We start from the raw sequence: 19,263 nt of genomic DNA, 5'->3' as shown, positions 1-19,263 counted from the left end.
ATTAGTTCCCTCCTCTCCTTGATTCTTTTTCTAATAGATCTAGCTTATAACCTATCAACCCAAATAAAAGAGCTTTAAAATGTTTTGGTGCTTCATATAATTCAAGAAGTTGGGATGGCGAGTAATGAAGCTCATGCATTGCATAGTACAAATACACAGCTTCCTTATCGCCATCCTTTACTAGTTTTTTGCTTCTTCTTCTAGATCTTCAAGATCATCTTCAAAACCATTGATTTCAATTGCTTTATTCAGCCAGTTCGCATACTCTCCCCCAACAGATAATACACGTTTGGCAACTTCTACCGGATCCGCAGTTTTGTATGCTTCCCTTAAATCTTTTGAACGAAAATCAGGATAAATAGTAGATTCGATGGCAATTCTCGCATAAAAGCGCTGGGAGTCTAAATCTTTGACGCGGCCGCGGCCTTTCACATTTTTAAATGTCGTGTTTTCTTTCTCTAATTCATCAATCCGTTCAGTAGTAATTGGTTTTAAAATAAACGGAATGACATTCCCTTTTTTATCAACAAAACGCTTTGAGATCGGCACTTTGATTTCCTCAGCTTCAATTGTTTTTCCCGGCATAAAAAAGGAAAGATCATATACGTTTTCGTTCTTCTCGCTCATGTAAAAAACTCCCTTGTCTATTGTTTGGTTTCATCTTTTAAAAACAGACCTTTCTGAGAAAGGTCTGCGTATGGGCTGATTCAGCTTTGATTAAAACGTGTCAGATAGCTTTTCAGGGACGTCGAAGTCTTCGAATGTAAATGGAACTTCTTCCTCTAACGCTTCTGAATCGACATCAAGGCTTGCGATTTTGGCAGAGTCAAAGTTGACGTCGTACAGCGTGACTCGCTCTGTGCCCCGGCCGGAGGATTGATCATCCAGCACAGCTTGGAGCGTGAAATAAGGGTCGCTGCCTTTTTTGACATAGTCCATCATCAATAGCACGAATTTTGATGTGACTTTGTAGAACGTCGCGGTCCCTGTTCCATTTGCCCCTGTTGTTTTATGGCCTGTCATGCGGCGGCCCATAATGTTGACTTCAGATTTGTTTTTCTCAACGTTTGCTTCAAATGTTTTGATGTGCGCCATTTCCTCGCCATCGAGGAATAAACGGCCTTCTTTTCCTGAGATTGTGTTTTGTGCTTTTAATGCCATATTAGTTTACCTCCACATTAAAGTAGAATTTTTCTGCTGCGTCGACAGGCTGTACAGCCAGGTCAATCAAGAAGCCGTCACGATCTTCATTCATTGAAATTGTGATATCTTCATCGGAATCAAAGCCAGTGATGCCGCCTGCATCCTGAAGCGTTGTCATGTATTGTGTGATCATCGTTTTTACATACTGCAGTCCGTCTTCAGATGCCGGGATATCGCTTCCGCTGCCTTTTCTTGATTTAATTAAGGCTTTCAGCTCGCGTGTTAAATCATTATTCACAGCATCCAGGACACGAACGATTTTGTTCTTCGCAAATTTCTTGTTTTTCTCAGCTGTGAACGTCACGAGTGAGTTAATGTCCTTTTCTACGCTGACGGATTTATCACGGGCGTCGAATGTGAATAAAAATTCACCTTTACCCAGACGTTCAACAATCGTATCGTGGTCGAGGCGGTGTAACACATCAACTGCGCCTTCGTACTCTACAAATGTAAGTGATTGGTTAAAGGTTGCTCCTGCACTCGCTCCAGCTACCCAAGCTGTTGCTTTGTCGGGTGTAACTTCCGTGCCATCTTCAAGCAGCACACCCTCGGTTACGTTGATGATGCCTTCATAATCACCGGCATAATTGGCTGTGACGCCTTGCACTTTTTGTCCTTGGCCGTCGCGCAGGCGTTTAATGAAAGCAGCAAACGTCGCCTTTAACTGGTCACCTTCTGCAACAGGCAGCGCAATCACATCAAAGCTCTCCGTTTCAGCCGCGGCTAAGAAATCTGTATAGTCGGAGTTGACAGGGGCTTTATCTGTACCGCCGGATAAACGGATGCCCGCGGATGCATTCAGCGTCTCAGCTGCAGTGTCTCCTTCTGATCCAGTGAGAGGAATCGTTGAAGAAAGATCGCCTGTTCCGGTAAAAGTGACATAGCCGTTAGCTGTTAATTCTTCAGCCTTTTTGACAGTCTGTTTATCAACCTCTGATTCGTCCATATATGTTGTCACATCGAAAGAATTAGCATCCAGCACATTTTGATTGATGCGGATGATAATGTCATTTCCTTTTGTTCCGCCATATACTGCAGTTGCTTTGACGCCTTCAGCAATATCAGCAGACGCTCGGACACCTTCGGTTAGTCGGTACATTAATACCGTTTTCGCATTTTTCTTTGCTTCACGCAGCAGCAATAAAGACGGGTCATCGATGCTGAGGCCCACTTTTTTGTTTAGGTCTTCAACACTGGAAATGGAGACGAACGTTTTCGCTTCGCCCCAGCTTGATGCGACCGGAAGTGCGACTGTTCCCCGTTCACTGAGTGATACCCGCTCCTGTGCCGTCGTTTTAAAGTTAAAATAAATGCCTGCACGTTCTTTTTCTTTGCCTGTTGTAAATGTTCCGCCATTCATGATGACATGACCTCCTTGGTTAGAAATGTTTGAATCAATTGGTTGGCTTTTGATTTCGTCATACGTGGTTGATCCACGCCAAATAAAGCCCCCTGAAGAATATCCGGCTTAACGCCGAACAGTTCCTTCGCGTGCTTAATCAAATCCGCTGTATCAAATAGAGCTTCCCGGCTCTTTGTATGTACAGCCTTCTTGTGTTGTTTGTCCTTTGACACCGTTTATTTCACCCCGCTGTTCATGTCGATATCCTGTAAGACATGCTGTTCTGTTTTGTGATAATAATATCGGCTGCTCCACCTGATCACCATGGCCGCCTCGCCCCTGTCTCCTACCCTTGTCTCGATTCGGGAGATGCGAACCATATCCCCCGTCTTCTCGCCGGATTCACTCAGCAGCGGAATCATATTTCTCGCTTCTCTGATGGCATCCGCGAGCCTGTCCGCTTCATCCAGCGCCTGAACGGAGTCCAGATGAAACAGTTTTACATTGAGACTGTAGGTTTTTTTAAATGTGGAGACCGTATCTGTTTCCTCGAAAACAGATGGTGGCGGGACGTATAACGACGGCACCTGAAAGTGATCAGGAAGCTCGCGTTCATAAATGGGAACAGACCACCGGCTGTACAAAAACGCCATGATCGATCCTGTTTCACTGTTCATCCTGCTCCTCCTTTACAGCTTCTTCAGCCACTGGCGCAGTTTGCTTTCCAGCGATTTTTCAAACAGCTGTTCATATAAAAGCAGTGCATGATCCCAGTAGCCCGTGCCTGGTATCCATTTTTTCTTAAGCGCCATTCCCATTGAAGCCGCTGGATCATAAATAAACCGTGAGCCTTGAAAACGCCCCGGCACCCATCTCACATCTTGTTTTGACGTCCAATGGCCGTCATTAAGAAATGAGGCGTAATCAAGCTGTGTCCCCACCTCAAGCGAAAGCCCGCCGCTTTGCACAATCCAGAGATTGTCCTCTGCGCCTTTCTCAAAGGAACTGAGCAGTTTTTCTGTATCAATCGTTTGTGTGCTGATGAGTTCAGATTGGACGATCTCCAGAAAATCTTGCCCGCACTCCTCAAGCCACCGGGACGCCTGTCTGGAAAAACCGCCTGAAGCCGCTTCTTTTAATGCCGTGTTCAGCTGTTTCAATCCCGCTATTTTCATAGGCTTTCATCCCTGACTGCGACGACCTCCCAATGATGATGCCTGATCCTTTTCGGCAGCTTTAGTATATATTTATGATTCTCCCGAATGATTTTATCGTTCACGCGGATGTCCGCTGACAACGGAAAATGGACGAGAAAGCTATGATATACAGTTTGATCCGGCTTCTCCTGATTCAGCTGCTGCGTTTTTTCGGTAAAATAACAAGGGACATCTTGTTCATCGGGTGTATCCGGATATGAAATCATCGGCTGCAGCCTGTCTGCCGGAATCCCAAATCGGCCTGCAGACGGCGCTTGGGCTGCTTCATGATAAATGTCGCAACGGTGAATGAGCATCTGCTTGTAGCTCATAAAGATCTCACCTTCAGTCTGGAGGATTCAGGGACGTAGCCCGGCGTGATAAACTCTTCGAGCAAATGATACACCTCAGGCCGCTGAATCCCGCCTTCTCCGGAAACCGTGTAGGAATAATCCCCCATTTTCTCAGACTGATAGCTTGATGAGGCAGATTCATCGCTGTTGACAAGCGCAAAATACTGGGCAAGCTTTACTAAAGCCAACTTCACCTTGCCGGGCAGCGGATCATACAAGCTGTCTTCAAAGCGGTGGCCCGTGATGAGAGCCGCTTCTGCTTCCGCCTCGATGATATCCTGCGCCAGCAGCTCTTCCGGCCTGTTTTTCACCCGATCATAGACCGAATAGGAGGCTACGTCAGTCGGTTCAATGAGCATGAGCTGACCACCTCGTTTCTATTATTCTTTTACGTTAATTAATTTCGCGCAGGCATCCTCTTCCTCGAACTTGCTGTCCAGCTTGGCCGTTAAGACAATAATGAATTTACGGGAGCGGATGTCTTTGTCGACTTCAATTCGGATATTGCGGGAGAAGCCGAGAATGATATTTTTCGGATGTGTGAGAATGATATCAGAAGCGTCATATTGCGCGTCTCCCTCACCGACTGTGTACGGCTGAATATTGGATACCCCTTTGACCGGTACGCCGAATGCTGTTGACAAGCCGCCCTGAACAGCCTGGTCCCCAAGGTTTGTCTGGCGGTCTGCCACGCGGTCCTTCCATTCAACTTCTAAGCCGTGAGACGTATAGAATCTGAATTCCTGAGGGATGCGCAAATATTTTGGCGGAACTGCCTTTAAGCCTTTCTTGAATGTCGCTCTGGACAGTTCTTCACCGTTCATGTCAACGATATGGGAAACTGCCTGTTTGCGGATGCCGTCCAGCTGTGCCAGATACGGATCAGCTGATGCAGTATCGCCGTTAACAATCAGCTCTTCAATATCAACTGCTGCGCGCTCTGCTAAAATTTGCATGATTGTCTGCTGCAGGCCGTCTTTTTCAATATTGTTTTCAAGTGTGTCATACGTAATGTTAATTTCCGCAATGACTTCCTTCGTGTTCAGCTGGACAGTGCTTGTCGTTGGAACTGTCAGCTCGTCGTTTGACAGTGCTTTCCCTTCTTGCGCAGCCCGCAGAATACGCTGGCCGAAGCCGATTTTCTCAAATTTTTGCGAGTCATTTTCCATTTGAATCACGCGGGATTCACTGAAAATGGTCGGCGTGTTTTGCACCATGCGGATAAAAGCCGATGCTTGCGCAGGGTTCATAAGCCCGCCGCTTTTTAAAGCAGAAAGCGACATTTCCGCTTTCCGAATGATCTCTTGATTTCTCAATTGATTTCCTCCTCCTTGACTGGTTTTACAGCAGTCCGCTCCAGATTGATTTTTTGACTTGCTCTGTATTGCCGCCCGTATCGTCCGCTGTCTGCTTAGACGCGCCTCGCGCTTTTTCCAAAGCCTCGATGCGTTCGATCAGCGGGGCAAGCATGTCTTCAACGAGCTTTTTCAGACGCTCGTCATCACCCGTCTGCTCCGGCTTTTCCTCCGTGTCTGTGTTTTTTTCAATCCGCTCAAGCCGTTTGAGCAGAGGGTAAAGCGCATGCTCGAATGATTCTTTCATGTCTTCTTTTCTCATTTCTTCAGTCTCCTTCCCTGTTTTGTCAGCAAGCATTTGCTTGAATACACTGAAGAACCCTGCTTTTTCGACCGGTTCTTCTTCATACACATCTGCAGTGCCCGCCATGCTGTAGCCGGTGATAATTCCAGCCTTAATCTGTTCCCACACCTCGTCAGACGCTCTTGTCACGAGTACCCATGAGCCCTTTGTAATCCGCTTTGATCCGATCATAAAATCATCGGGCGCCACATAGGACTCGACCACGACGCCGGTTCCGCCCTCAAAGCTGTGATTGATATCAATCTCCCGTGCCTCCGCGAGAAAACCGTGCGCCGCTTTTTCAATTTCCTCGGCGGTCATAAAATCGCCGTGGGCATCAGGAACATCAGGCTCATACACGATTCCGTACACGAGCTTTTGTTCATTCTGCTCACTTTTTGTAAACAGCCGAACCTTTTTTTCAAATGACGGAGGTTCGGCTGACTTCGTAAAGAAAAATTCTGTCTGGTTAGCCGCCTTGTCCACATAACTGACAAAGCTGATTTTGGCATTTCTTAATTCTCGCGCCACCTGCTTGATTCACCTCCCTTCAGGACGTTTTGATATCTTCGATGCTTTCTTTCAACTCCTGCATGAGCGCAGTCAGGTTTGTCTTTTCCGCATCCTGTCCTGCAGGCCGTTTATAAATGTCCTCCGGCCACTCCTCCAGTGTTTTGCCAAGCACCCGTCCGGCAAGGTCGCGTAAATCATTCGGCGAGACTGCTCCTGCTGTAATAAAAGGACCGAGCACCTTCGCAATCTCAAGCGGATCACGAAAGTCTGGTCCTTTTAATGTCAGCCTGACGTCATGGATATTCAGCTCCGGCAAAAGCAGCGTATTCAGTTTATTCACGAGCGTTTTTCGCTCCGGCTGAAAAACCTGCTCCTCCGTAATTTTTCTAGCCGTATCAGCTGTCGCCCGGTTGTATTCCTGGGCCTCGCCTGTATACAGCGGCGGGAGGCGGAACGCGGAACGCAGCTTATTTCTGCTTTTTTCATCGTATTCAAGAAACAAGGCGTCGTTTTGGAGAATTTCAGCCAAGGATTTGATTTCCACGGAAACCGGCGTAATATCCTCGCCTCCGTGGAGATCCTTTTCTTTTGCGATTCCTTCCGCTTCTATCAGGAGAAATTTATGGGCGTTTTCAACACCTTCAAGATCATTCATGTATTCCTGCAGCTCCCGGTAAGAAGCTTCAGACAGCATCCCGTTTTCCACTGTAATCGCAGCGGGGACGTGACGTCCCTGCTTAAAATACATAAAATTGAGCTCTTCTGCTTTTCGGGCCCCGTATAAATTGACAATATTGCCGATCCAGCGGGGTACACCGTATACGCCGCTTCCGATTTTGAGGTGAATGGCTTCATTTGCTTGATACTTCTCTGCCAATGTGTTTACATATTCACCTGTGCGCATATCCATTTTTCGCGGATCGCCGTATTCTTTAAAAAATACTTTCTTTCCATTGATCATCTGCACATATTTTCGGAAGCGTTTTTGCCTTTTGATCCTTTTCATTTTCCCGTTTTCTTCATATACGAATGAAACCTCTACAGGCTCGCCTGCTCCGCATACACGCATATATTTCACATCTAAATATTCGATGCCGGCAGGTTTTCCCGCCCCGTCGCGAAGCACTTCCATAAATCCGTTGCCTGTTTTTTCTCTGTCTTCGATGGCATAGCCTAAAATCATTTCAGCTGATTCATCAAAGTGAAGACATTTATAAAAGGCTTCGAGTCTGGCCCAGTCTTTTTCCGCTCTTTTCTTTTTTGCCTGATCGACATCACTTGCGTTGACATCAAATGTGTACTCAACATCGAATCCAAAGCCTGTAATATTCACTCTGTACGCATCAATGCATTGCTGAAGAATAGTCGAGTATTCGGCAATGGTTTTGAGCTCGATGATATTGTAGGGCGGAGCGATAATGTCCTCTCCGTACAGCTCAGAAAAGTCATCTTCATAGATTTGCTTTGTCTGAGGAGCCGCGGCATTGGCTTTAAATACAGTTGCTCTGACTGTTTGATTGTGCATGATTTATGACCTCCTCCTTTCTCGGTTCGGCCGGATTCGTTTGTGTGCTGTCTCTTTCATATCAGCAACCTCATAATCATCAAGCGCATACCAAATGGCAGAAAGCGTATGCGGGTCAATCGTGAATTCATCCTCAATCAGAGCTCCGTTTTTATCTTTGGCATACGTAAGTGTCTTGAGCTCATAGATGACATTTTCACAGCGATCCGAACAGAAGATTTTTTTGAACCGTTTTACCTTTTTGGTATATTGAAGCCTAGAGCCGGGAAACTTTCTGGCTCCAACCATCCGAAAGCCTTGCTGGCGGAAATATTGAATGCTTTTCGGCTCAGCCGAGTCGGCTTTGATCAATTCCTGTGTCTCAATAAACTCACGCAGCTCATCAGCCGTCCTGTCATCTGTCATTTTGTTTTGATAATACTCCCAATAAATGTAGAGGTATTTTTTTTCAGGATCTACAGCAAGCCGGACGACGGCATTATAGGATTCCTCGAATCCAAAATCCATGCCTGTACGAAAGATTGGCTTGCTGATGGCTGCGATACATTTTTTTACTTGATTATGCGGGAGTACCTCGAACTGCGGCAGCACCCTGATCCCATTGACGCCGAATCGTCCTTTGCGGGCAATCCGGTACAGGTCGGGATCATACTCTTTGAGTCCGTCAAGCTGTTTCAGATAGCTTTCCGGGAGAAAAAGATTGTCGTTAGCGGTGGAATGATGGTAATACGTATCTCCCTTCACAATCGTCCGCTTTTCGTAAAGTTCGCTGTCATCCAGCACAAACCGTTTCTTGCGTTCATCCCGAAAAAAATGCCTATACGTCCAATTGGAGGTGCCGACGGGATTGGTGGTACAGATCATATGAAGCTTCAGCTCAGGATGGCGAAGACGTCCGATTAACTCCTTGAACCCCTCATACTTCACCTCTGAGCACTCTTCAATCCATATTAATGAAATGTTATGAACCGATTTTAATTTTGCCGGATTGTCCATTCCTTTGAACATGATCCGGCTGCCATTGTGAAATCGCAGCTGCAGCGGGGAAGAAAGAGATGCCACAGCCTTTGTGAGACCGAGCTCTTCGATCACCTCTTGAAACAAGGCGAAGGTCGAATCCTGATGGGTATCGAACACCTCCCGGATCACAAGGGCCGTCCGTTTTTCCTTCAGCAGCTTTAGCACGATTTTCAATGCCGTATGATAGCTTTTGGATGAGCCGTAGCCGCCGACGAGAAACTGGTACGTCTGCTCCCAATTGAACACGTAATCTTCGAAATGAGGGTTGATTTCTTTTACAATCATGACTTGCCCTCTTTTCGTTTGATCATAATTTCAATCGGTTCCTGGCTGTCATCTGTTTTCTCCGCTTTTTGTTTGGCAAGCTTCAATTTCTCATTTTCAATTTTTTGTTTAAATTGATCTGGAAACAAATCAAAATATAAGGACAGCTTCTCAAGCGCCTTCATTTTATCTGCAAGCTTGATGGCAATGCCTTCTTTGCCAAGCTTTGCTTCCGTTACAATGGTGCCGTCAACGAGCCCGGAGTCTTTGACATCGACAAAGCTGATTTCCTTCATAATCGGGTTATCATCTTCATCAAACAGCGGCCCCGATTTCCCGACAGCCTGGACCTCTTTTTTTCCGAAGGTCACATAGTCCGTAATATCCGCAAACGCGATCTTGATATAAACCTGCAGCACATCCATCGCTTCAATAAACATCTCATTGACCATTTCTTTTTTTATGCGCCTGATTTCAGCAGCGACCTTTTCGTTTTTTAAGAGCCGGCTGCCCGTCACATGAGCGCTGTCCGGAGAATAGCCCGCTTTGATTGCTGACTGTGTGGCATTGAAGCTTTTGACGTAATACAGGCAAAACAGCCGCTGGCGTTCATTTAATTCATCGTTGTCTATAGGGCGCTGTTTTTGTTCGTTTTTGGACGCAGAAAACAGCGCCTCTTTCCATTTGTCTTGTTTTTTCCAGATGCCGATTGTTTTCGCGGAAACACCGATTGTGTCCGCAATCGCCCGATTTGTGATCTTTCCTTGATGTTGTTGATAGATTGATAATGCTTGTTCGCGAAGTTGTGTTTTCATGCTACGGCATCACCGCCACCTCCAGCATGGTTGTTTATTCATAAAAGCGGCTGATCAGCCAGCCGCTTATGTGTCATGCTCTATTCACTTATAGGTGGCAAACGTATGACAAGCTTTCAGGCAAGTGATCGATTCATTTCTTCCTGCTTTCTTTGCATCTTTAAACTCGCCCGTTTAATCGTCGTTTGCACTGTCGATTTTTTCACGCCGAGAAGATCGGCGATCCGTTCATAAGAAAAACATTCTACCTTATGCAGCAAAAACATTTCCTTTTCTCTGTCCGTTAACAGGGCTAATGCTTCTCGAATTCTCTCTCTGTCTTCTTCTGATACCTGTCCGTCCGGCTCAAACATCATAGCGCTGGAAAATGATTCGATGATTCTCGGGTCCTTGATCATCAGCCGCTGGTAGGCATCACGCCGGTCAATCGCCCGTCTGATGCCGGGCTGCCTTCCTTTTTCAAGCCATTCTGTTACATATTCAAGATCAGTAATCATATTTCTGATGATTTTTTTATCCTTCAGCTCTTCAGCTGAGAGCACGGATTCATCTGCCTCAGCGAGCGGTTTATATTGTATTCTTGTTTGTTTGAGCGTGCGTTTATATTCAAATAGTAAGTCTTGCATTCTATGATCCTCCTCATTTTTGGCAAATAAAAAACGGACACCAATCAACGCACAAATGCTGTGCAGTTGATCAGTGTCCGCAGGCTTTCCGTCTTGGACGTATTCTGTTTTCGCTTTAATTTAATTTGTAGCCGATTTCAAATTCCACACGGGCAAGGTCGCCCTTTCTTGTTTCGACGAGCGTTTTTCCATGCTCCGGCGCTTCTGCAATCCATGCTTCTTGCTTGATCCCGTCCACAATAATGACACGGATTTTTCCGTCTTCCAGCTGGCTCTCCAGCGTGATGGAATCAATATGCAGCAGTTTTTTAGGATGAATCATGTTTTATTTCCTCCCTTTTTCAGTGCAGCGCTTGCTTCGGCTTTTTCTAATAGCTGAATGATGCGCTCCTTTGAATGAACAGAATTTCCTTTCAGAAAATCAAGTGCTGCTTTAGACGCTTCCAGCAATTCAGGCGCAGCGGCCATCAAAACGGCATTGCTTTTTTGCGAATAAGAGCTGAGGTCAAATACAGCTGCAATCAGCCGCCCGTTTGAGTACGGAAATCTTTCTTTTTCTTCTTCACTGTAAGCTGAATAAATATAGATCGGTTTCGTATCCCCACACGGGACAGCACGCCACGGCGCAGGGCTTTTCTCTGCCTGTTTTGTCTTTGCCAACACTTTCACTTCCCGTCGTCCTTATACCATTGTTCAATGTTTTTTTCTGTTCGCTTTGCCCGAAACAGCAAAGCGATTAGTGCAGTCAGCTGTTTAATCATAGATATTCAGCCTCGCTTTTCCCGCTGTCAGCATTTGCTCCAGCTTTTGAATGACAGGCGTTAAGTCAGTGCCGGACCGGCAGTTCGGACACGGATGAAAAACGACTCCAATACCGGTATGTTCCACAATGACTTTCTTTGTTTGACAAAGCTTACACATTATCTGACGCCCTCCAATCTATGGTTAAGCTCGTAGGCTGCTCCTTTGATAATCACTAAATAGTCACTGCACATCTCATAGATTCTCGTGCCGAGCGCTTCATCGACCCGTACAAGTGCTTCAATTGTCAGCTCGCTCGAAAGCAAAATCGGTTTATGATTTAAGTAGCGATAGTTGAGTACCGAATACATTTGCTCTAATTGCCAATCTGTAGCGCGGGGTTTGCCGTTAACCGGTTTAAACAGATCATCTATGAACAGCACATCCGCCTGCTTCATCCGGTTCAGCTTCGCTTCTAATAGGGCAAAATCATTTTTCAGATCAGTAAAGCCTTCCACGAACGGAAAATAAATGACAGGCACATAGCATGTTCTCATTAATTTGTTGGCAGCGGCAGTCAAAAGGTGTGTTTTCCCTGATCCGGGCTGTCCTAAAAGGGCAATGCTGTTTTTTCGGCAATCCTTGATTTGTTCATAATCGGCAACATACTCTTTTGTACACTCAAATGCGTCTTTTATGGCCTGCGGCTTTCCCTCCGTGCGGAATTCCTTGAAGCCGAGCTGTCTGAAAGCGTGGGTAATCTCACTTGCACCCAGCAGCCGCTTCACTTTTCGTTCTGCCATGCAGCTGCACATCGTCCAGACTTCCAGGCCATTCTGCCTGACGAGATAGCCTCCCTGATCCTTGCAGCGCAGGCAATCATACCTGCTTGCGTCTGATTCGGCCGGTTTGTCCGCCAGTAATGGACGTCTCCCTCTTCTCAGCTCGTCCAAAATCTGTTCGATTGTTCGTTTTGTCATGTTTTTTCATCCTCTCATGCTGAATTGCGGCATTCTTTTTGGCTTGCTGCGCGAAAAATCGATCTTCAATGAATTTCGAGCAGTAGCGAAAAGCCTTGATTGTTTCAGAAGCGGCGGTCCGCCGGTTTTCAAAAGCCTGAAAGCATTCTTCAAGCCATTTGATTGTTTGCGTGACAGGAACGCCGATGGCAACAATGCGGGCGATGGCTTGATAATCTCTTGAGGAAGGATACACGGTGCGTCCTTCTTGAGCCGACCGTAATTGTGTAAACCGCTTCGCAATGTGATCCACTGCATCATCAGCAGCAGTATATTTGTTTGTTTTATCTATATCTGTACGGTCGTTTGTGTCCGGTGTCTGCGGCGAAAATGGCCGTTCTTTTAGACTCCCGTGTACAGTATTGTCCGATCTGAAGCTGAATTTTTTGGAATGCTTGACCGAAATCATCAGTCCGTATGGCGCACGGACGGCCTTTATGTAATCATGGTTTTCGAGAAGCTCCAGCCATCTTCTGACGGTTTTTTCACTTACGCCGAAGACTGCCGCCATTTCTCTCGCTTTTAACGGCTTATGGCCGAGGACGATGCCCCAGCTTACCCCGTCTTTTTCGATTTCTTTTGTTGTTGAGCTGATAAACCAGAGAAACAGCCATAGCGCCGGGCCGATTTTGTCATAATGTTCTGAATTCAGTAAGCCTGAATACGTCGGAAAAGGATAGCTTTTATCGTTTTTCATTGTACGCCGCTTCTCCTTTTAACATCATGTATGCTTGAAACTGTTCCTGCGTTTCAAAGTGAAACACCGGAAGTCCGCAAGCGGTAAACGAAATGGTGCCGCCGGATTGTCCGAGATGGCGCTGATCTATGGGATTTTCACTAAAAACAATTTGGATTGGATACATGTGATCACTCTCCTGATTTGTTTTCGATACATTTCGTATCAACTGTTACCAAGTATAAACGATACGAACTGTATCATCAAGTTATTTTTGATACTTTTTTTATCATAACTTTATTTTGATACATATTGTATCTATAATCATAAGTAACGTAGGGAGTTTAAAAAAGAGAGGTCATAGTATGATAGGCGGCAGATTGAAGAGTCTCAGAGGGAAAAGGACACAGGAAGAAATCGCATCACACATCGGTGTGTCACGGGCACGATATTCCCACTATGAAAATGGGCGAAGCGAACCTGATTACGACACACTCCAAAAGCTGGCTGATTACTTTCAAGTAACGACTGATTACTTATTAACGGGAAAAGACAAAAAATCCGATGACGATGTGTTCTCAGATCCGGACCTGCAGCTTGCATACCGCGATATGCAGGATTTTTCCCCAGAAAGCAAACAGCAGGCCATCGAATTTATCAACTATTTAAAAGAAAAAGAGAAAAACCGCAAACCGAAAAATAAATAAATCGTTCTCTGTTCTCTAAAACATATAAAAAGTAGACCGATATAAAGAAAAAAGTGTTTATTTTTTAAAGAAAAGGGAAAGATTTCTACACTACTTTCCAGTCCTATACGGGCTTTTCTTTCTCGCTAAAAACAGAACAAATGTTCGAAAGGGAGTATTCAATTGGGCGATTACTTATCACATCTGGAGGAATACGTTAAAAATTTATACGGCCGGCTGGGCATCACATCCCCTCATCACATTGACATGCTGAAAATCGCAAAGGATCTGGATATTTGGGTGCATTTTGAGGATATGGGGAGCATGATGGTGAAATGCGACGGCATGTACAGTATCGTATTGAACCAAAAAAAGTCACGGGAAGAGCAATGGGAGGATTTTGGCCATGAGCTGTGCCACGTGTTAAAGCATGCAGGCAATCATTTTCAGATGAACAAGCTCTTCAGAGAGCTTCAGGAATTCCAGGCAAATCAATTTATGTACCACTTCTGTGTGCCAACCTTTATGCTGTTGCAGATGGAACTGCCGCAATGGAGAAGCCAGGCACTCGCCACAATTGCGGCGGTATTCCGGGTAACAAAGGAATTTGCTGATAAAAGGCTTGACATGTTTGAACGGCGTAAAGCAGGTATTCAATTTCAGAAGCGGCTCGCTTATTTATTATCTCACAAGCGGCCACATGCGTACGAGGAAGGCGATCAGCAGCACTTGCAGGTCGCTGAGGAAAAAGCGTTATATCATATTGGCAAAAACATCTGATCAAATACGGGCTGAGGATATATTCCTCAGCCCAGAAGAGAACCTAACATTTCGACATTGGGGGAACTGTATTATGCAGCCACATGGGCGCCGGTTTAAGATGAGGCGCAGATGCGAACGCAATCGGAGCCGGGATATACCTGAATTCACCCCGGCCGTCAAAGGCTTCCCCATGTGCCCATCTTCCTTGTGAGCTTTCATCTCCCCTGGAAAAGTTAAACAGGTCATAGGAGACTTCCTGCTTTTCGAGCTCACGCGGAAACGTCGTCGGGACGACAATATCCCGTTCTCTTTCCTCCAGCTCTTTAATGGCCGCGTACCACATATTTTGATGATAGGTATCCCTTGCAATCAAAAATGACAGCATATCTCTTACCCCTGGATCATCGGTCATGGCATAAAGCCGTGTCACCTGAAGGCGTCCTTGGGCCTCCGCATTTAAGTTAGCGCGAAAATCGGCCAGCAGGTTTCCGCTTGAGATAATGTATTTTGCATTCCACGGATAGCCCTCACTATCTGATGCCATCGCCCCCAATCCGGACACAATCGCGTGCTGAGGATTCATCCCTGACATGACTGCTGCAATAGCGGGATTGCTTTTATAAGCATCCTCCTGTACATCCGCGGGTGCATTGTCCAGAAGTCTGGAAATCATCGTTGCCAGCATTTCTACGTGCCCAATCTCTTCGGTCCCCACATCATATAACAAATCTTTATACTTAGCATCCGCCCTGCAGTTAAACCCTTGAAACAAATACTGCATCATGACGCTAATTTCACCGAATTGGCCGCCGAGCACCTCTTGAAGTTTTTTCGCATAAACCGGATCAGGATGAGCTGGCTTTGCTTGATATTGAAGCTCTTTTATATGATAAAACATGAATCATTCCTCCCCACACTTTCGCACAACCCCAGCGTATGAAGGAATAGGCCCACCGTGCAGGTCCCGTCTAGTTTTATTTATAAAAGCCAAGCTTGACGGCTTCCACATATCGATCAAACAAATCGTTTTGTATGTAGCTTTTATCACGGCACCCAAAATTGCGGAATAGCGCGTTTCGCTGTGCCGTGCTTACCTCCAATTGCAGTCCCATTTCTCTTTTCGTCCGATTGACAATATTGTTTGGGTGTACACCTGCCAGGCGGTCTTTCTCATTAGTGAGCTCGGCGCTAAAACCCGCTTCATTCAGACGCTCACAAATGAGCTTGGCTTTTTTACGATCCGCCCCCCCGACCAATGTATGCGGGATTTTCGGATCATAATACCCGTGAAACGCTAATGCGTAATGGTGGTCATTCACTTTTTCTAAAGCCAGCGGCTCATCAAAACGAATGCTAGTGAGATGCAAGGAACGGTTGTTTCGCTGCTTTAGACCCTCAAACAAATAGATGGAACATCGATCCGAAAATGCCCGCACCAGTTCACTGACGCCAGGCTCAATTCTGCCGCCGTGAGGACCGAGGACGATAAGCTCACTTCCGTTTTTCTCCTCATAAATAATCCGGTACTCCGACTCAGAAGCAGAAAGGGCTGCAAAGCTGTCATACATATCTTCCATTTTGAACGCCCCCTTTACCAGTCAGCACAAGTTTACTCTACTCATCCATGAATGAAAACCTTTTTTATAGTATGATTTGATAGAATACGAAGAGGAGGTATATGATGGGGTTTATTGATGGATTACTCGGCAATGCGTCAACACTGTCAACGGCTGCTGTGAAAGAAGAGCTTGCCCATATTTTGCTGGAGGGTGAGAATGTTGAAGCCGCGTTTAAGCTGGTTCGCGATTTGATTGTCTTTACTGACAAGCGGCTTATTCTTGTGGACAAGCAGGGGATCACAGGCAAGAAAACGGAGTTTCAATCGATTCCGTACAAAAGCATTTCCAGATTCAGCGTGGAAACGGCCGGCCGCTTTGACCTCGATTCAGAGCTGAAAATTTGGATTTCCGGCGCAGAACTACCTGCCGTCTCAAAGCAGTTTAAAAAAGATGAGAGCATTTATGATATTCAAAAGGTGCTTGCCGCAGTTTGTATGTAAATAAAAAGACGGAAGCTTCACAGCTTCCGTCTTTTCATTTACAGCTTTTCCTCCATCTTCGCTTTTGTTTTCGGACCGTAAATCCCATCAGCCGTTAAACCGCTGACAGACTGAAAACGTTTCACTGCATTTGCTGTTTTCGGGCCATAAACGCCGTCAACGCCGTGATTTTTCGCTCCTTTATCAGGATAAAAATAAAGAGCGGCTAAAGCGGTCTGCACCTGCTTTACTTTTGTCCCTTTCGTCAGCGGGCTTGTCACTTTGATCACGCCGGATGGGAGCGGATATGAGGATGCGGCATGGCTTTTAGAAGCAGATGCCGTCTGAGGCAGTTTGATCACTTGTCCGACTTTAATATAATTCGGGTCAGTGATATGATTGATGCTTTGCAGCGTTTTCACACTGACTCCGTGTGATGCGGCAATCCCTGACAATGTGTCGCCTTTTTTCACATGATATTCAGACGCTGAAGAAGAGACTGCAGCTTTTTTAGCTGATACGCCCCCGTTTAATTCCTTTTCAATTGCCGCCTTCATCTGATCCCAGCGCCCCTCTGATAAAATGCGGTGCGGGCAATACTTTCCGTTCCAGTCCTGGTGCTTTCTCACCCGATCGATGCCCCAGCCGCGCTCCTTCAAAAGCTGTGCAACAAATGAAATCGCCAAGGCTTCAGCTGCCTCATACTTCGGGCCTCCCGATTTGCTGTAGCAAATCTCAACACCGATTGATTTGCGGTTTCCCGGACCGTTTGTGCCGTCACCTGTGTGCCAGGCGTTTCGGTTAAGCGGCAGACCTTGAATCACCTCTTTATCATCGACTGCAAAATGAAAGCTTGTCGAGCTTGTGTTCCCGATCATATAGCTGATTTCATTGGCCGCTGACGCATCGTTTGCCGTGTTGTGAATGGTAATGTATTCAGCGGACATTGCATTAGGACACTTCAACGCGTATTTCGCCTCAGAAACCAAATTTTTCTTTACTGGAATGCTCACCTATCATCTCTCCTTTTCTTTTTTCATAAATAGGTGGCATTCGTAGGACGAAAAGCTCATATCATCTATCACTGCTATATGGTTAAATGTGTTAAACTGAATTTCAATGGGAGGGCTGAATATGCATACATACTTAATGCTCACAATGAGGACGGAGAAATTTAATCAGGAGCATGTGGCTGGGCACTATGAATTTCTGGAACGTTTACAGGCAGAAAAACGTTTAAAAATGTTTGGGCCATTCAGCGACGCCACAGGCGGAGCGTATGTCATCGAAGCAGATTCACTGGAAGAGGCAGCGGAAATCGGGCATGCGGATCCGCTGGTGGCAAGTGGATCTTCTGAGCTGACCATAAAAGAATGGAAGCTGAAGAAGTAAAAAAGACCCCTAAGGGTCTTTTTTATGCATCATGTTTGATTGCGTGCCGCAATATGAAATGTTTTCCCTTCTGTGTTTGCTGTTTCACCTGCATGAACCATCACCTGAGTAAAGCTGAACCCGACCGCAACGAGCAACAAACCTGACATCCATTTAGATTTCATATAAACAATCTCCTCTCTGGATTTGTTTTTGTGCGTGCACCATTTTCTCATAAAATGAAAGTGCTTTTTCGGGCTGTCCGTTTTCTATATAGAATTGGGCAGCATCATGCGCCAGCTCTTCAATATAAGGATACAGCATATGTTCTTCAAGAAATTGAAAGGTGTGTGAGACCGATTCTGTGTCAATGTTTTTTCCGTATAACGCATGTAAAAATTGAAAAAGCTCCACAAATAATTCATCACTGTATTGACGGGCGATTTCCAATCCTTCACGATACTTTTTTTGCGCTTCGGCGTCATTTTTTTGTTTATACAGAACTTGTGTTAAAGAGTAGATAGAATGCGGAAGATTATCGAACTTTTCCGACTTGCAAATAGAAACAGATTTCTCAAAGTATTCGGCTGCCTTTTGCAGTTCACCCATTTTCTCATAGCAGTTTCCGAGATTATATAGGGCGGAACTGATCAGGCGGGGATTGCCTTCTTTCTTTGCAAGATCTAAAGCCAGTTCTAAGTGGGGCAATGCTCTTTCTGGATACTGCATATCATCATAATTACCTGCAATAACGAATTCACATTGGATTCTGCGGACGGTGTACGTTTCATACATTTGGTATGTTTCTAATGCCTGAACGGCGTAGCTCATCGAAACATAGGTTTGTTTTAAATTGTAAAAAATCTCAGCCATTTTAAAAGCAAACTCGGCTTTCTCAATATCATCCGAGACGAGGGCAAGATTCTTTTCTGCCCGTTTATAGTACATCATGGCACTGACAAACATTTTCTGCTTAAATTCATACATTCCTCGAAAAAAATTAAAGTAATATTCGAGAAGCCCTGTCAGCTTGTACTGATTCCCTTCGATGTCTTCTAATAATTCTGAAAACTCTAGCTGCGACGTGTCCTCTCCAAAAGGCTTAATGTAATCCAGCATGACACGGTGCCTGAACTCCATTAAAGAATAATACAGCAGCAAATCTTGGTCTTCTTCCATATCCTCAATTTCTCTTTCTACTTCGAGCTTGACCCGTTCGGCTTCAGCGACGTGGAACTGCCGGATATGAGTATACCATTCATTAATTTTAAGCCCGACATATGAGGACGGAATCGTCTGCTTCATCCTCAATTAATCCCCCCTTTTGAGTTACCCGAGATATGTCATATTTTATCATATTTACAAGAAAAAGAAGAACGCAAAATAACCGCAATTGTCGAATTTCGGCTAACCGCAACAAAATGAATAAATGGAGAACTTCCTCACACAGTATTTTGTTTCACCCACAGCATATT

30 protein-coding genes are annotated in these 19,263 nt (G+C 45.4%); 4 read left to right on the top strand and 26 right to left on the bottom strand.

Annotated features, from left to right (window positions below; genetic code table 11):
* Position 1: 1 nt before the first annotated feature.
* From NYE56_RS06425 to NYE56_RS06325, 21 genes are all read right to left on the bottom strand, one after another.
* Complete coding sequence (locus NYE56_RS06425; RefSeq protein WP_003239113.1) at positions 2–151, bottom strand: hypothetical protein; 150 nt, start codon at positions 149–151, stop codon at positions 2–4.
* Between the two features lie 29 nt (positions 152–180).
* Positions 181–627 (bottom strand): phage-like element PBSX protein XkdN, encoded by a 447-nt coding sequence (locus tag NYE56_RS06420; RefSeq protein WP_003232676.1) that lies wholly within the window; start codon positions 625–627, stop codon positions 181–183.
* A gap of 90 nt (positions 628–717) precedes the next feature.
* A complete protein-coding gene (locus NYE56_RS06415) occupies positions 718–1,161 on the bottom strand; it encodes a phage tail tube protein (protein ID WP_003232677.1) in 444 nt (147 codons plus the stop codon).
* A gap of 1 nt (position 1,162) precedes the next feature.
* Entirely contained in the window at positions 1,163–2,563 is a 1,401-nt protein-coding gene (locus tag NYE56_RS06410; RefSeq protein WP_003245369.1) for a phage tail sheath family protein, read from the bottom strand.
* Positions 2,560–2,778, bottom strand: coding sequence for a hypothetical protein (locus NYE56_RS06405; RefSeq protein WP_268554769.1), 219 nt, complete (start codon positions 2,776–2,778; stop codon positions 2,560–2,562). Before NYE56_RS06405 ends, NYE56_RS06410 begins: the two co-directional genes overlap by 4 nt.
* 3 nt (positions 2,779–2,781) lie before the next feature.
* The gene (locus NYE56_RS06400) at positions 2,782–3,222 is read right to left on the bottom strand and encodes a phage portal protein (RefSeq protein WP_268554770.1); all 441 of its coding nucleotides are present in this window, start codon (positions 3,220–3,222) and stop codon (positions 2,782–2,784) included.
* Positions 3,223–3,234: 12 nt separating this feature from the next.
* The gene (locus NYE56_RS06395; RefSeq protein WP_341283632.1) at positions 3,235–3,720 is read right to left on the bottom strand and encodes an HK97 gp10 family phage protein; all 486 of its coding nucleotides are present in this window, start codon (positions 3,718–3,720) and stop codon (positions 3,235–3,237) included.
* Complete coding sequence (locus NYE56_RS06390; protein WP_341283631.1) at positions 3,717–4,073, bottom strand: YqbH/XkdH family protein; 357 nt, start codon at positions 4,071–4,073, stop codon at positions 3,717–3,719. The genes NYE56_RS06395 and NYE56_RS06390 overlap by 4 nt, the downstream gene beginning before the upstream one ends.
* A complete protein-coding gene (gene yqbG, locus NYE56_RS06385; RefSeq protein WP_040083372.1) occupies positions 4,070–4,453 on the bottom strand; it encodes a protein YqbG in 384 nt (127 codons plus the stop codon). Before yqbG ends, NYE56_RS06390 begins: the two co-directional genes overlap by 4 nt.
* 21 nt (positions 4,454–4,474) lie before the next feature.
* Positions 4,475–5,410, bottom strand: coding sequence for a phage major capsid protein (locus NYE56_RS06380; protein ID WP_003232690.1), 936 nt, complete (start codon positions 5,408–5,410; stop codon positions 4,475–4,477).
* A 25-nt stretch (positions 5,411–5,435) separates the two neighbouring features.
* A complete protein-coding gene (locus NYE56_RS06375; protein WP_268554773.1) occupies positions 5,436–6,263 on the bottom strand; it encodes an XkdF-like putative serine protease domain-containing protein in 828 nt (275 codons plus the stop codon).
* Positions 6,264–6,282: 19 nt separating this feature from the next.
* Entirely contained in the window at positions 6,283–7,770 is a 1,488-nt protein-coding gene (locus tag NYE56_RS06370; protein ID WP_003232695.1) for a phage portal protein, read from the bottom strand.
* 3 nt (positions 7,771–7,773) lie between these two features.
* Positions 7,774–9,075: a PBSX family phage terminase large subunit gene (locus tag NYE56_RS06365; RefSeq protein ID WP_341283630.1), complete on the bottom strand. Its 1,302-nt coding sequence runs from the start codon at positions 9,073–9,075 to the stop codon at positions 7,774–7,776.
* On the bottom strand, positions 9,072–9,869 hold the full coding sequence (xtmA, locus tag NYE56_RS06360) for a phage terminase small subunit (RefSeq protein ID WP_341283629.1): 798 nt from the start codon (positions 9,867–9,869) through the stop codon (positions 9,072–9,074). Before xtmA ends, NYE56_RS06365 begins: the two co-directional genes overlap by 4 nt.
* A gap of 116 nt (positions 9,870–9,985) precedes the next feature.
* Positions 9,986–10,495, bottom strand: coding sequence for a sigma-70 family RNA polymerase sigma factor (locus NYE56_RS06355; RefSeq protein ID WP_341283628.1), 510 nt, complete (start codon positions 10,493–10,495; stop codon positions 9,986–9,988).
* Between the two features lie 115 nt (positions 10,496–10,610).
* Entirely contained in the window at positions 10,611–10,817 is a 207-nt protein-coding gene (gene xtrA, locus NYE56_RS06350) for a phage-like element PBSX protein XtrA (protein ID WP_014663640.1), read from the bottom strand.
* Positions 10,814–11,164, bottom strand: coding sequence for a phage-like element PBSX protein XkdD (gene xkdD / locus NYE56_RS06345; RefSeq protein ID WP_341283627.1), 351 nt, complete (start codon positions 11,162–11,164; stop codon positions 10,814–10,816). The genes xtrA and xkdD overlap by 4 nt, the downstream gene beginning before the upstream one ends.
* Before the next feature lie 84 nt (positions 11,165–11,248).
* Complete coding sequence (locus NYE56_RS06340; protein WP_003245588.1) at positions 11,249–11,416, bottom strand: hypothetical protein; 168 nt, start codon at positions 11,414–11,416, stop codon at positions 11,249–11,251.
* A complete protein-coding gene (locus NYE56_RS06335; protein WP_341283626.1) occupies positions 11,416–12,216 on the bottom strand; it encodes an ATP-binding protein in 801 nt (266 codons plus the stop codon). The genes NYE56_RS06340 and NYE56_RS06335 overlap by 1 nt, the downstream gene beginning before the upstream one ends.
* Positions 12,116–12,952 (bottom strand): phage-like element PBSX protein XkdB, encoded by an 837-nt coding sequence (locus NYE56_RS06330; RefSeq protein WP_003245799.1) that lies wholly within the window; start codon positions 12,950–12,952, stop codon positions 12,116–12,118. Before NYE56_RS06330 ends, NYE56_RS06335 begins: the two co-directional genes overlap by 101 nt.
* Positions 12,939–13,118 carry a hypothetical protein gene (locus NYE56_RS06325; protein WP_003232712.1) on the bottom strand — a complete coding sequence of 60 codons (180 nt, stop codon included), beginning with the start codon at positions 13,116–13,118 and terminating at the stop codon, positions 12,939–12,941. The genes NYE56_RS06330 and NYE56_RS06325 overlap by 14 nt, the downstream gene beginning before the upstream one ends.
* Positions 13,119–13,296: 178 nt before the next feature.
* Here NYE56_RS06325 and xre point away from each other — a divergent pair, with 178 nt between their 5' ends.
* Together xre and NYE56_RS06315 are read left to right on the top strand one after the other, a co-directional pair.
* Complete coding sequence (gene xre / locus NYE56_RS06320; protein ID WP_017695142.1) at positions 13,297–13,638, top strand: HTH-type transcriptional regulator Xre; 342 nt, start codon at positions 13,297–13,299, stop codon at positions 13,636–13,638.
* 162 nt (positions 13,639–13,800) lie between these two features.
* Positions 13,801–14,397: an ImmA/IrrE family metallo-endopeptidase gene (locus tag NYE56_RS06315; RefSeq protein ID WP_341283625.1), complete on the top strand. Its 597-nt coding sequence runs from the start codon at positions 13,801–13,803 to the stop codon at positions 14,395–14,397.
* A 43-nt stretch (positions 14,398–14,440) separates the two neighbouring features.
* On the opposite strand, the gene NYE56_RS06310 is transcribed toward NYE56_RS06315, so the two are convergent.
* Both NYE56_RS06310 and NYE56_RS06305 read right to left on the bottom strand, forming a co-directional pair.
* A complete protein-coding gene (locus tag NYE56_RS06310) occupies positions 14,441–15,277 on the bottom strand; it encodes a manganese catalase family protein (RefSeq protein WP_003245071.1) in 837 nt (278 codons plus the stop codon).
* A 76-nt stretch (positions 15,278–15,353) separates the two neighbouring features.
* On the bottom strand, positions 15,354–15,956 hold the full coding sequence (locus tag NYE56_RS06305; protein WP_015252289.1) for a poly-gamma-glutamate hydrolase family protein: 603 nt from the start codon (positions 15,954–15,956) through the stop codon (positions 15,354–15,356).
* Between the two features lie 104 nt (positions 15,957–16,060).
* Between NYE56_RS06305 and NYE56_RS06300 the strand changes: the two genes are divergently transcribed.
* Entirely contained in the window at positions 16,061–16,438 is a 378-nt protein-coding gene (locus tag NYE56_RS06300) for a PH domain-containing protein (RefSeq protein WP_014476529.1), read from the top strand.
* A 38-nt stretch (positions 16,439–16,476) separates the two neighbouring features.
* On the opposite strand, the gene NYE56_RS06295 is transcribed toward NYE56_RS06300, so the two are convergent.
* The gene (locus NYE56_RS06295) at positions 16,477–17,430 is read right to left on the bottom strand and encodes an N-acetylmuramoyl-L-alanine amidase (RefSeq protein WP_341283624.1); all 954 of its coding nucleotides are present in this window, start codon (positions 17,428–17,430) and stop codon (positions 16,477–16,479) included.
* A 121-nt stretch (positions 17,431–17,551) separates the two neighbouring features.
* On the opposite strand from NYE56_RS06295, the gene NYE56_RS06290 reads away from it, so the two are divergent.
* Positions 17,552–17,809 carry a YciI family protein gene (locus NYE56_RS06290; protein ID WP_268554784.1) on the top strand — a complete coding sequence of 86 codons (258 nt, stop codon included), beginning with the start codon at positions 17,552–17,554 and terminating at the stop codon, positions 17,807–17,809.
* A gap of 29 nt (positions 17,810–17,838) precedes the next feature.
* Here NYE56_RS06290 and phrA read toward each other — a convergent pair whose 3' ends face one another.
* Positions 17,839–17,973, bottom strand: a complete 135-nt coding sequence (phrA, locus tag NYE56_RS06285; protein WP_003245487.1) for a phosphatase RapA inhibitor PhrA — start codon at positions 17,971–17,973, stop codon at positions 17,839–17,841.
* Positions 17,963–19,099, bottom strand: a complete 1,137-nt coding sequence (gene rapA, locus NYE56_RS06280) for a response regulator aspartate phosphatase RapA (protein WP_015252291.1) — start codon at positions 19,097–19,099, stop codon at positions 17,963–17,965. Before rapA ends, phrA begins: the two co-directional genes overlap by 11 nt.
* Positions 19,100–19,263 lie beyond the last annotated feature (164 nt).

It is taken from the genome of Bacillus sp. FSL R5-0603 (assembly GCF_038050295.1).
GTDB lineage: Bacteria > Bacillota > Bacilli > Bacillales > Bacillaceae > Bacillus > Bacillus subtilis.
The sequence above is the reverse complement of the archived record's forward strand: the minus strand, read 5'-3'. Positions and strand labels throughout refer to the sequence as shown.

What these genes read in the sequence shown, in the direction of transcription:
- NYE56_RS06420 (WP_003232676.1), bottom strand. Translation starts at nt 627, where the DNA reads ATGAGCGAGAAGAACGAAAACGTATATGATCTTTCCTTTTTTATGCCG.
- NYE56_RS06415 (WP_003232677.1), bottom strand. Translation starts at nt 1,161, where the DNA reads ATGGCATTAAAAGCACAAAACACAATCTCAGGAAAAGAAGGCCGTTTA.
- NYE56_RS06410 (WP_003245369.1), bottom strand. Translation starts at nt 2,563, where the DNA reads ATGAATGGCGGAACATTTACAACAGGCAAAGAAAAAGAACGTGCAGGC.
- NYE56_RS06400 (WP_268554770.1), bottom strand. Translation starts at nt 3,222, where the DNA reads ATGAACAGTGAAACAGGATCGATCATGGCGTTTTTGTACAGCCGGTGG.
- NYE56_RS06395 (WP_341283632.1), bottom strand. Translation starts at nt 3,720, where the DNA reads ATGAAAATAGCGGGATTGAAACAGCTGAACACGGCATTAAAAGAAGCG.
- NYE56_RS06390 (WP_341283631.1), bottom strand. Translation starts at nt 4,073, where the DNA reads ATGAGCTACAAGCAGATGCTCATTCACCGTTGCGACATTTATCATGAA.
- yqbG (WP_040083372.1), bottom strand. Translation starts at nt 4,453, where the DNA reads ATGCTCATTGAACCGACTGACGTAGCCTCCTATTCGGTCTATGATCGG.
- NYE56_RS06370 (WP_003232695.1), bottom strand. Translation starts at nt 7,770, where the DNA reads ATGCACAATCAAACAGTCAGAGCAACTGTATTTAAAGCCAATGCCGCG.
- NYE56_RS06365 (WP_341283630.1), bottom strand. Translation starts at nt 9,075, where the DNA reads ATGATTGTAAAAGAAATCAACCCTCATTTCGAAGATTACGTGTTCAAT.
- xtmA (WP_341283629.1), bottom strand. Translation starts at nt 9,869, where the DNA reads ATGAAAACACAACTTCGCGAACAAGCATTATCAATCTATCAACAACAT.
- NYE56_RS06355 (WP_341283628.1), bottom strand. Translation starts at nt 10,495, where the DNA reads ATGCAAGACTTACTATTTGAATATAAACGCACGCTCAAACAAACAAGA.
- xtrA (WP_014663640.1), bottom strand. Translation starts at nt 10,817, where the DNA reads ATGATTCATCCTAAAAAACTGCTGCATATTGATTCCATCACGCTGGAG.
- NYE56_RS06340 (WP_003245588.1), bottom strand. Translation starts at nt 11,416, where the DNA reads ATGTGTAAGCTTTGTCAAACAAAGAAAGTCATTGTGGAACATACCGGT.
- NYE56_RS06335 (WP_341283626.1), bottom strand. Translation starts at nt 12,216, where the DNA reads ATGACAAAACGAACAATCGAACAGATTTTGGACGAGCTGAGAAGAGGG.
- NYE56_RS06330 (WP_003245799.1), bottom strand. Translation starts at nt 12,952, where the DNA reads ATGAAAAACGATAAAAGCTATCCTTTTCCGACGTATTCAGGCTTACTG.
- NYE56_RS06325 (WP_003232712.1), bottom strand. Translation starts at nt 13,118, where the DNA reads ATGTATCCAATCCAAATTGTTTTTAGTGAAAATCCCATAGATCAGCGC.
- xre (WP_017695142.1), top strand. Translation starts at nt 13,297, where the DNA reads ATGATAGGCGGCAGATTGAAGAGTCTCAGAGGGAAAAGGACACAGGAA.
- NYE56_RS06310 (WP_003245071.1), bottom strand. Translation starts at nt 15,277, where the DNA reads ATGTTTTATCATATAAAAGAGCTTCAATATCAAGCAAAGCCAGCTCAT.
- NYE56_RS06305 (WP_015252289.1), bottom strand. Translation starts at nt 15,956, where the DNA reads ATGGAAGATATGTATGACAGCTTTGCAGCCCTTTCTGCTTCTGAGTCG.
- NYE56_RS06300 (WP_014476529.1), top strand. Translation starts at nt 16,061, where the DNA reads ATGGGGTTTATTGATGGATTACTCGGCAATGCGTCAACACTGTCAACG.
- NYE56_RS06290 (WP_268554784.1), top strand. Translation starts at nt 17,552, where the DNA reads ATGCATACATACTTAATGCTCACAATGAGGACGGAGAAATTTAATCAG.
- phrA (WP_003245487.1), bottom strand. Translation starts at nt 17,973, where the DNA reads ATGAAATCTAAATGGATGTCAGGTTTGTTGCTCGTTGCGGTCGGGTTC.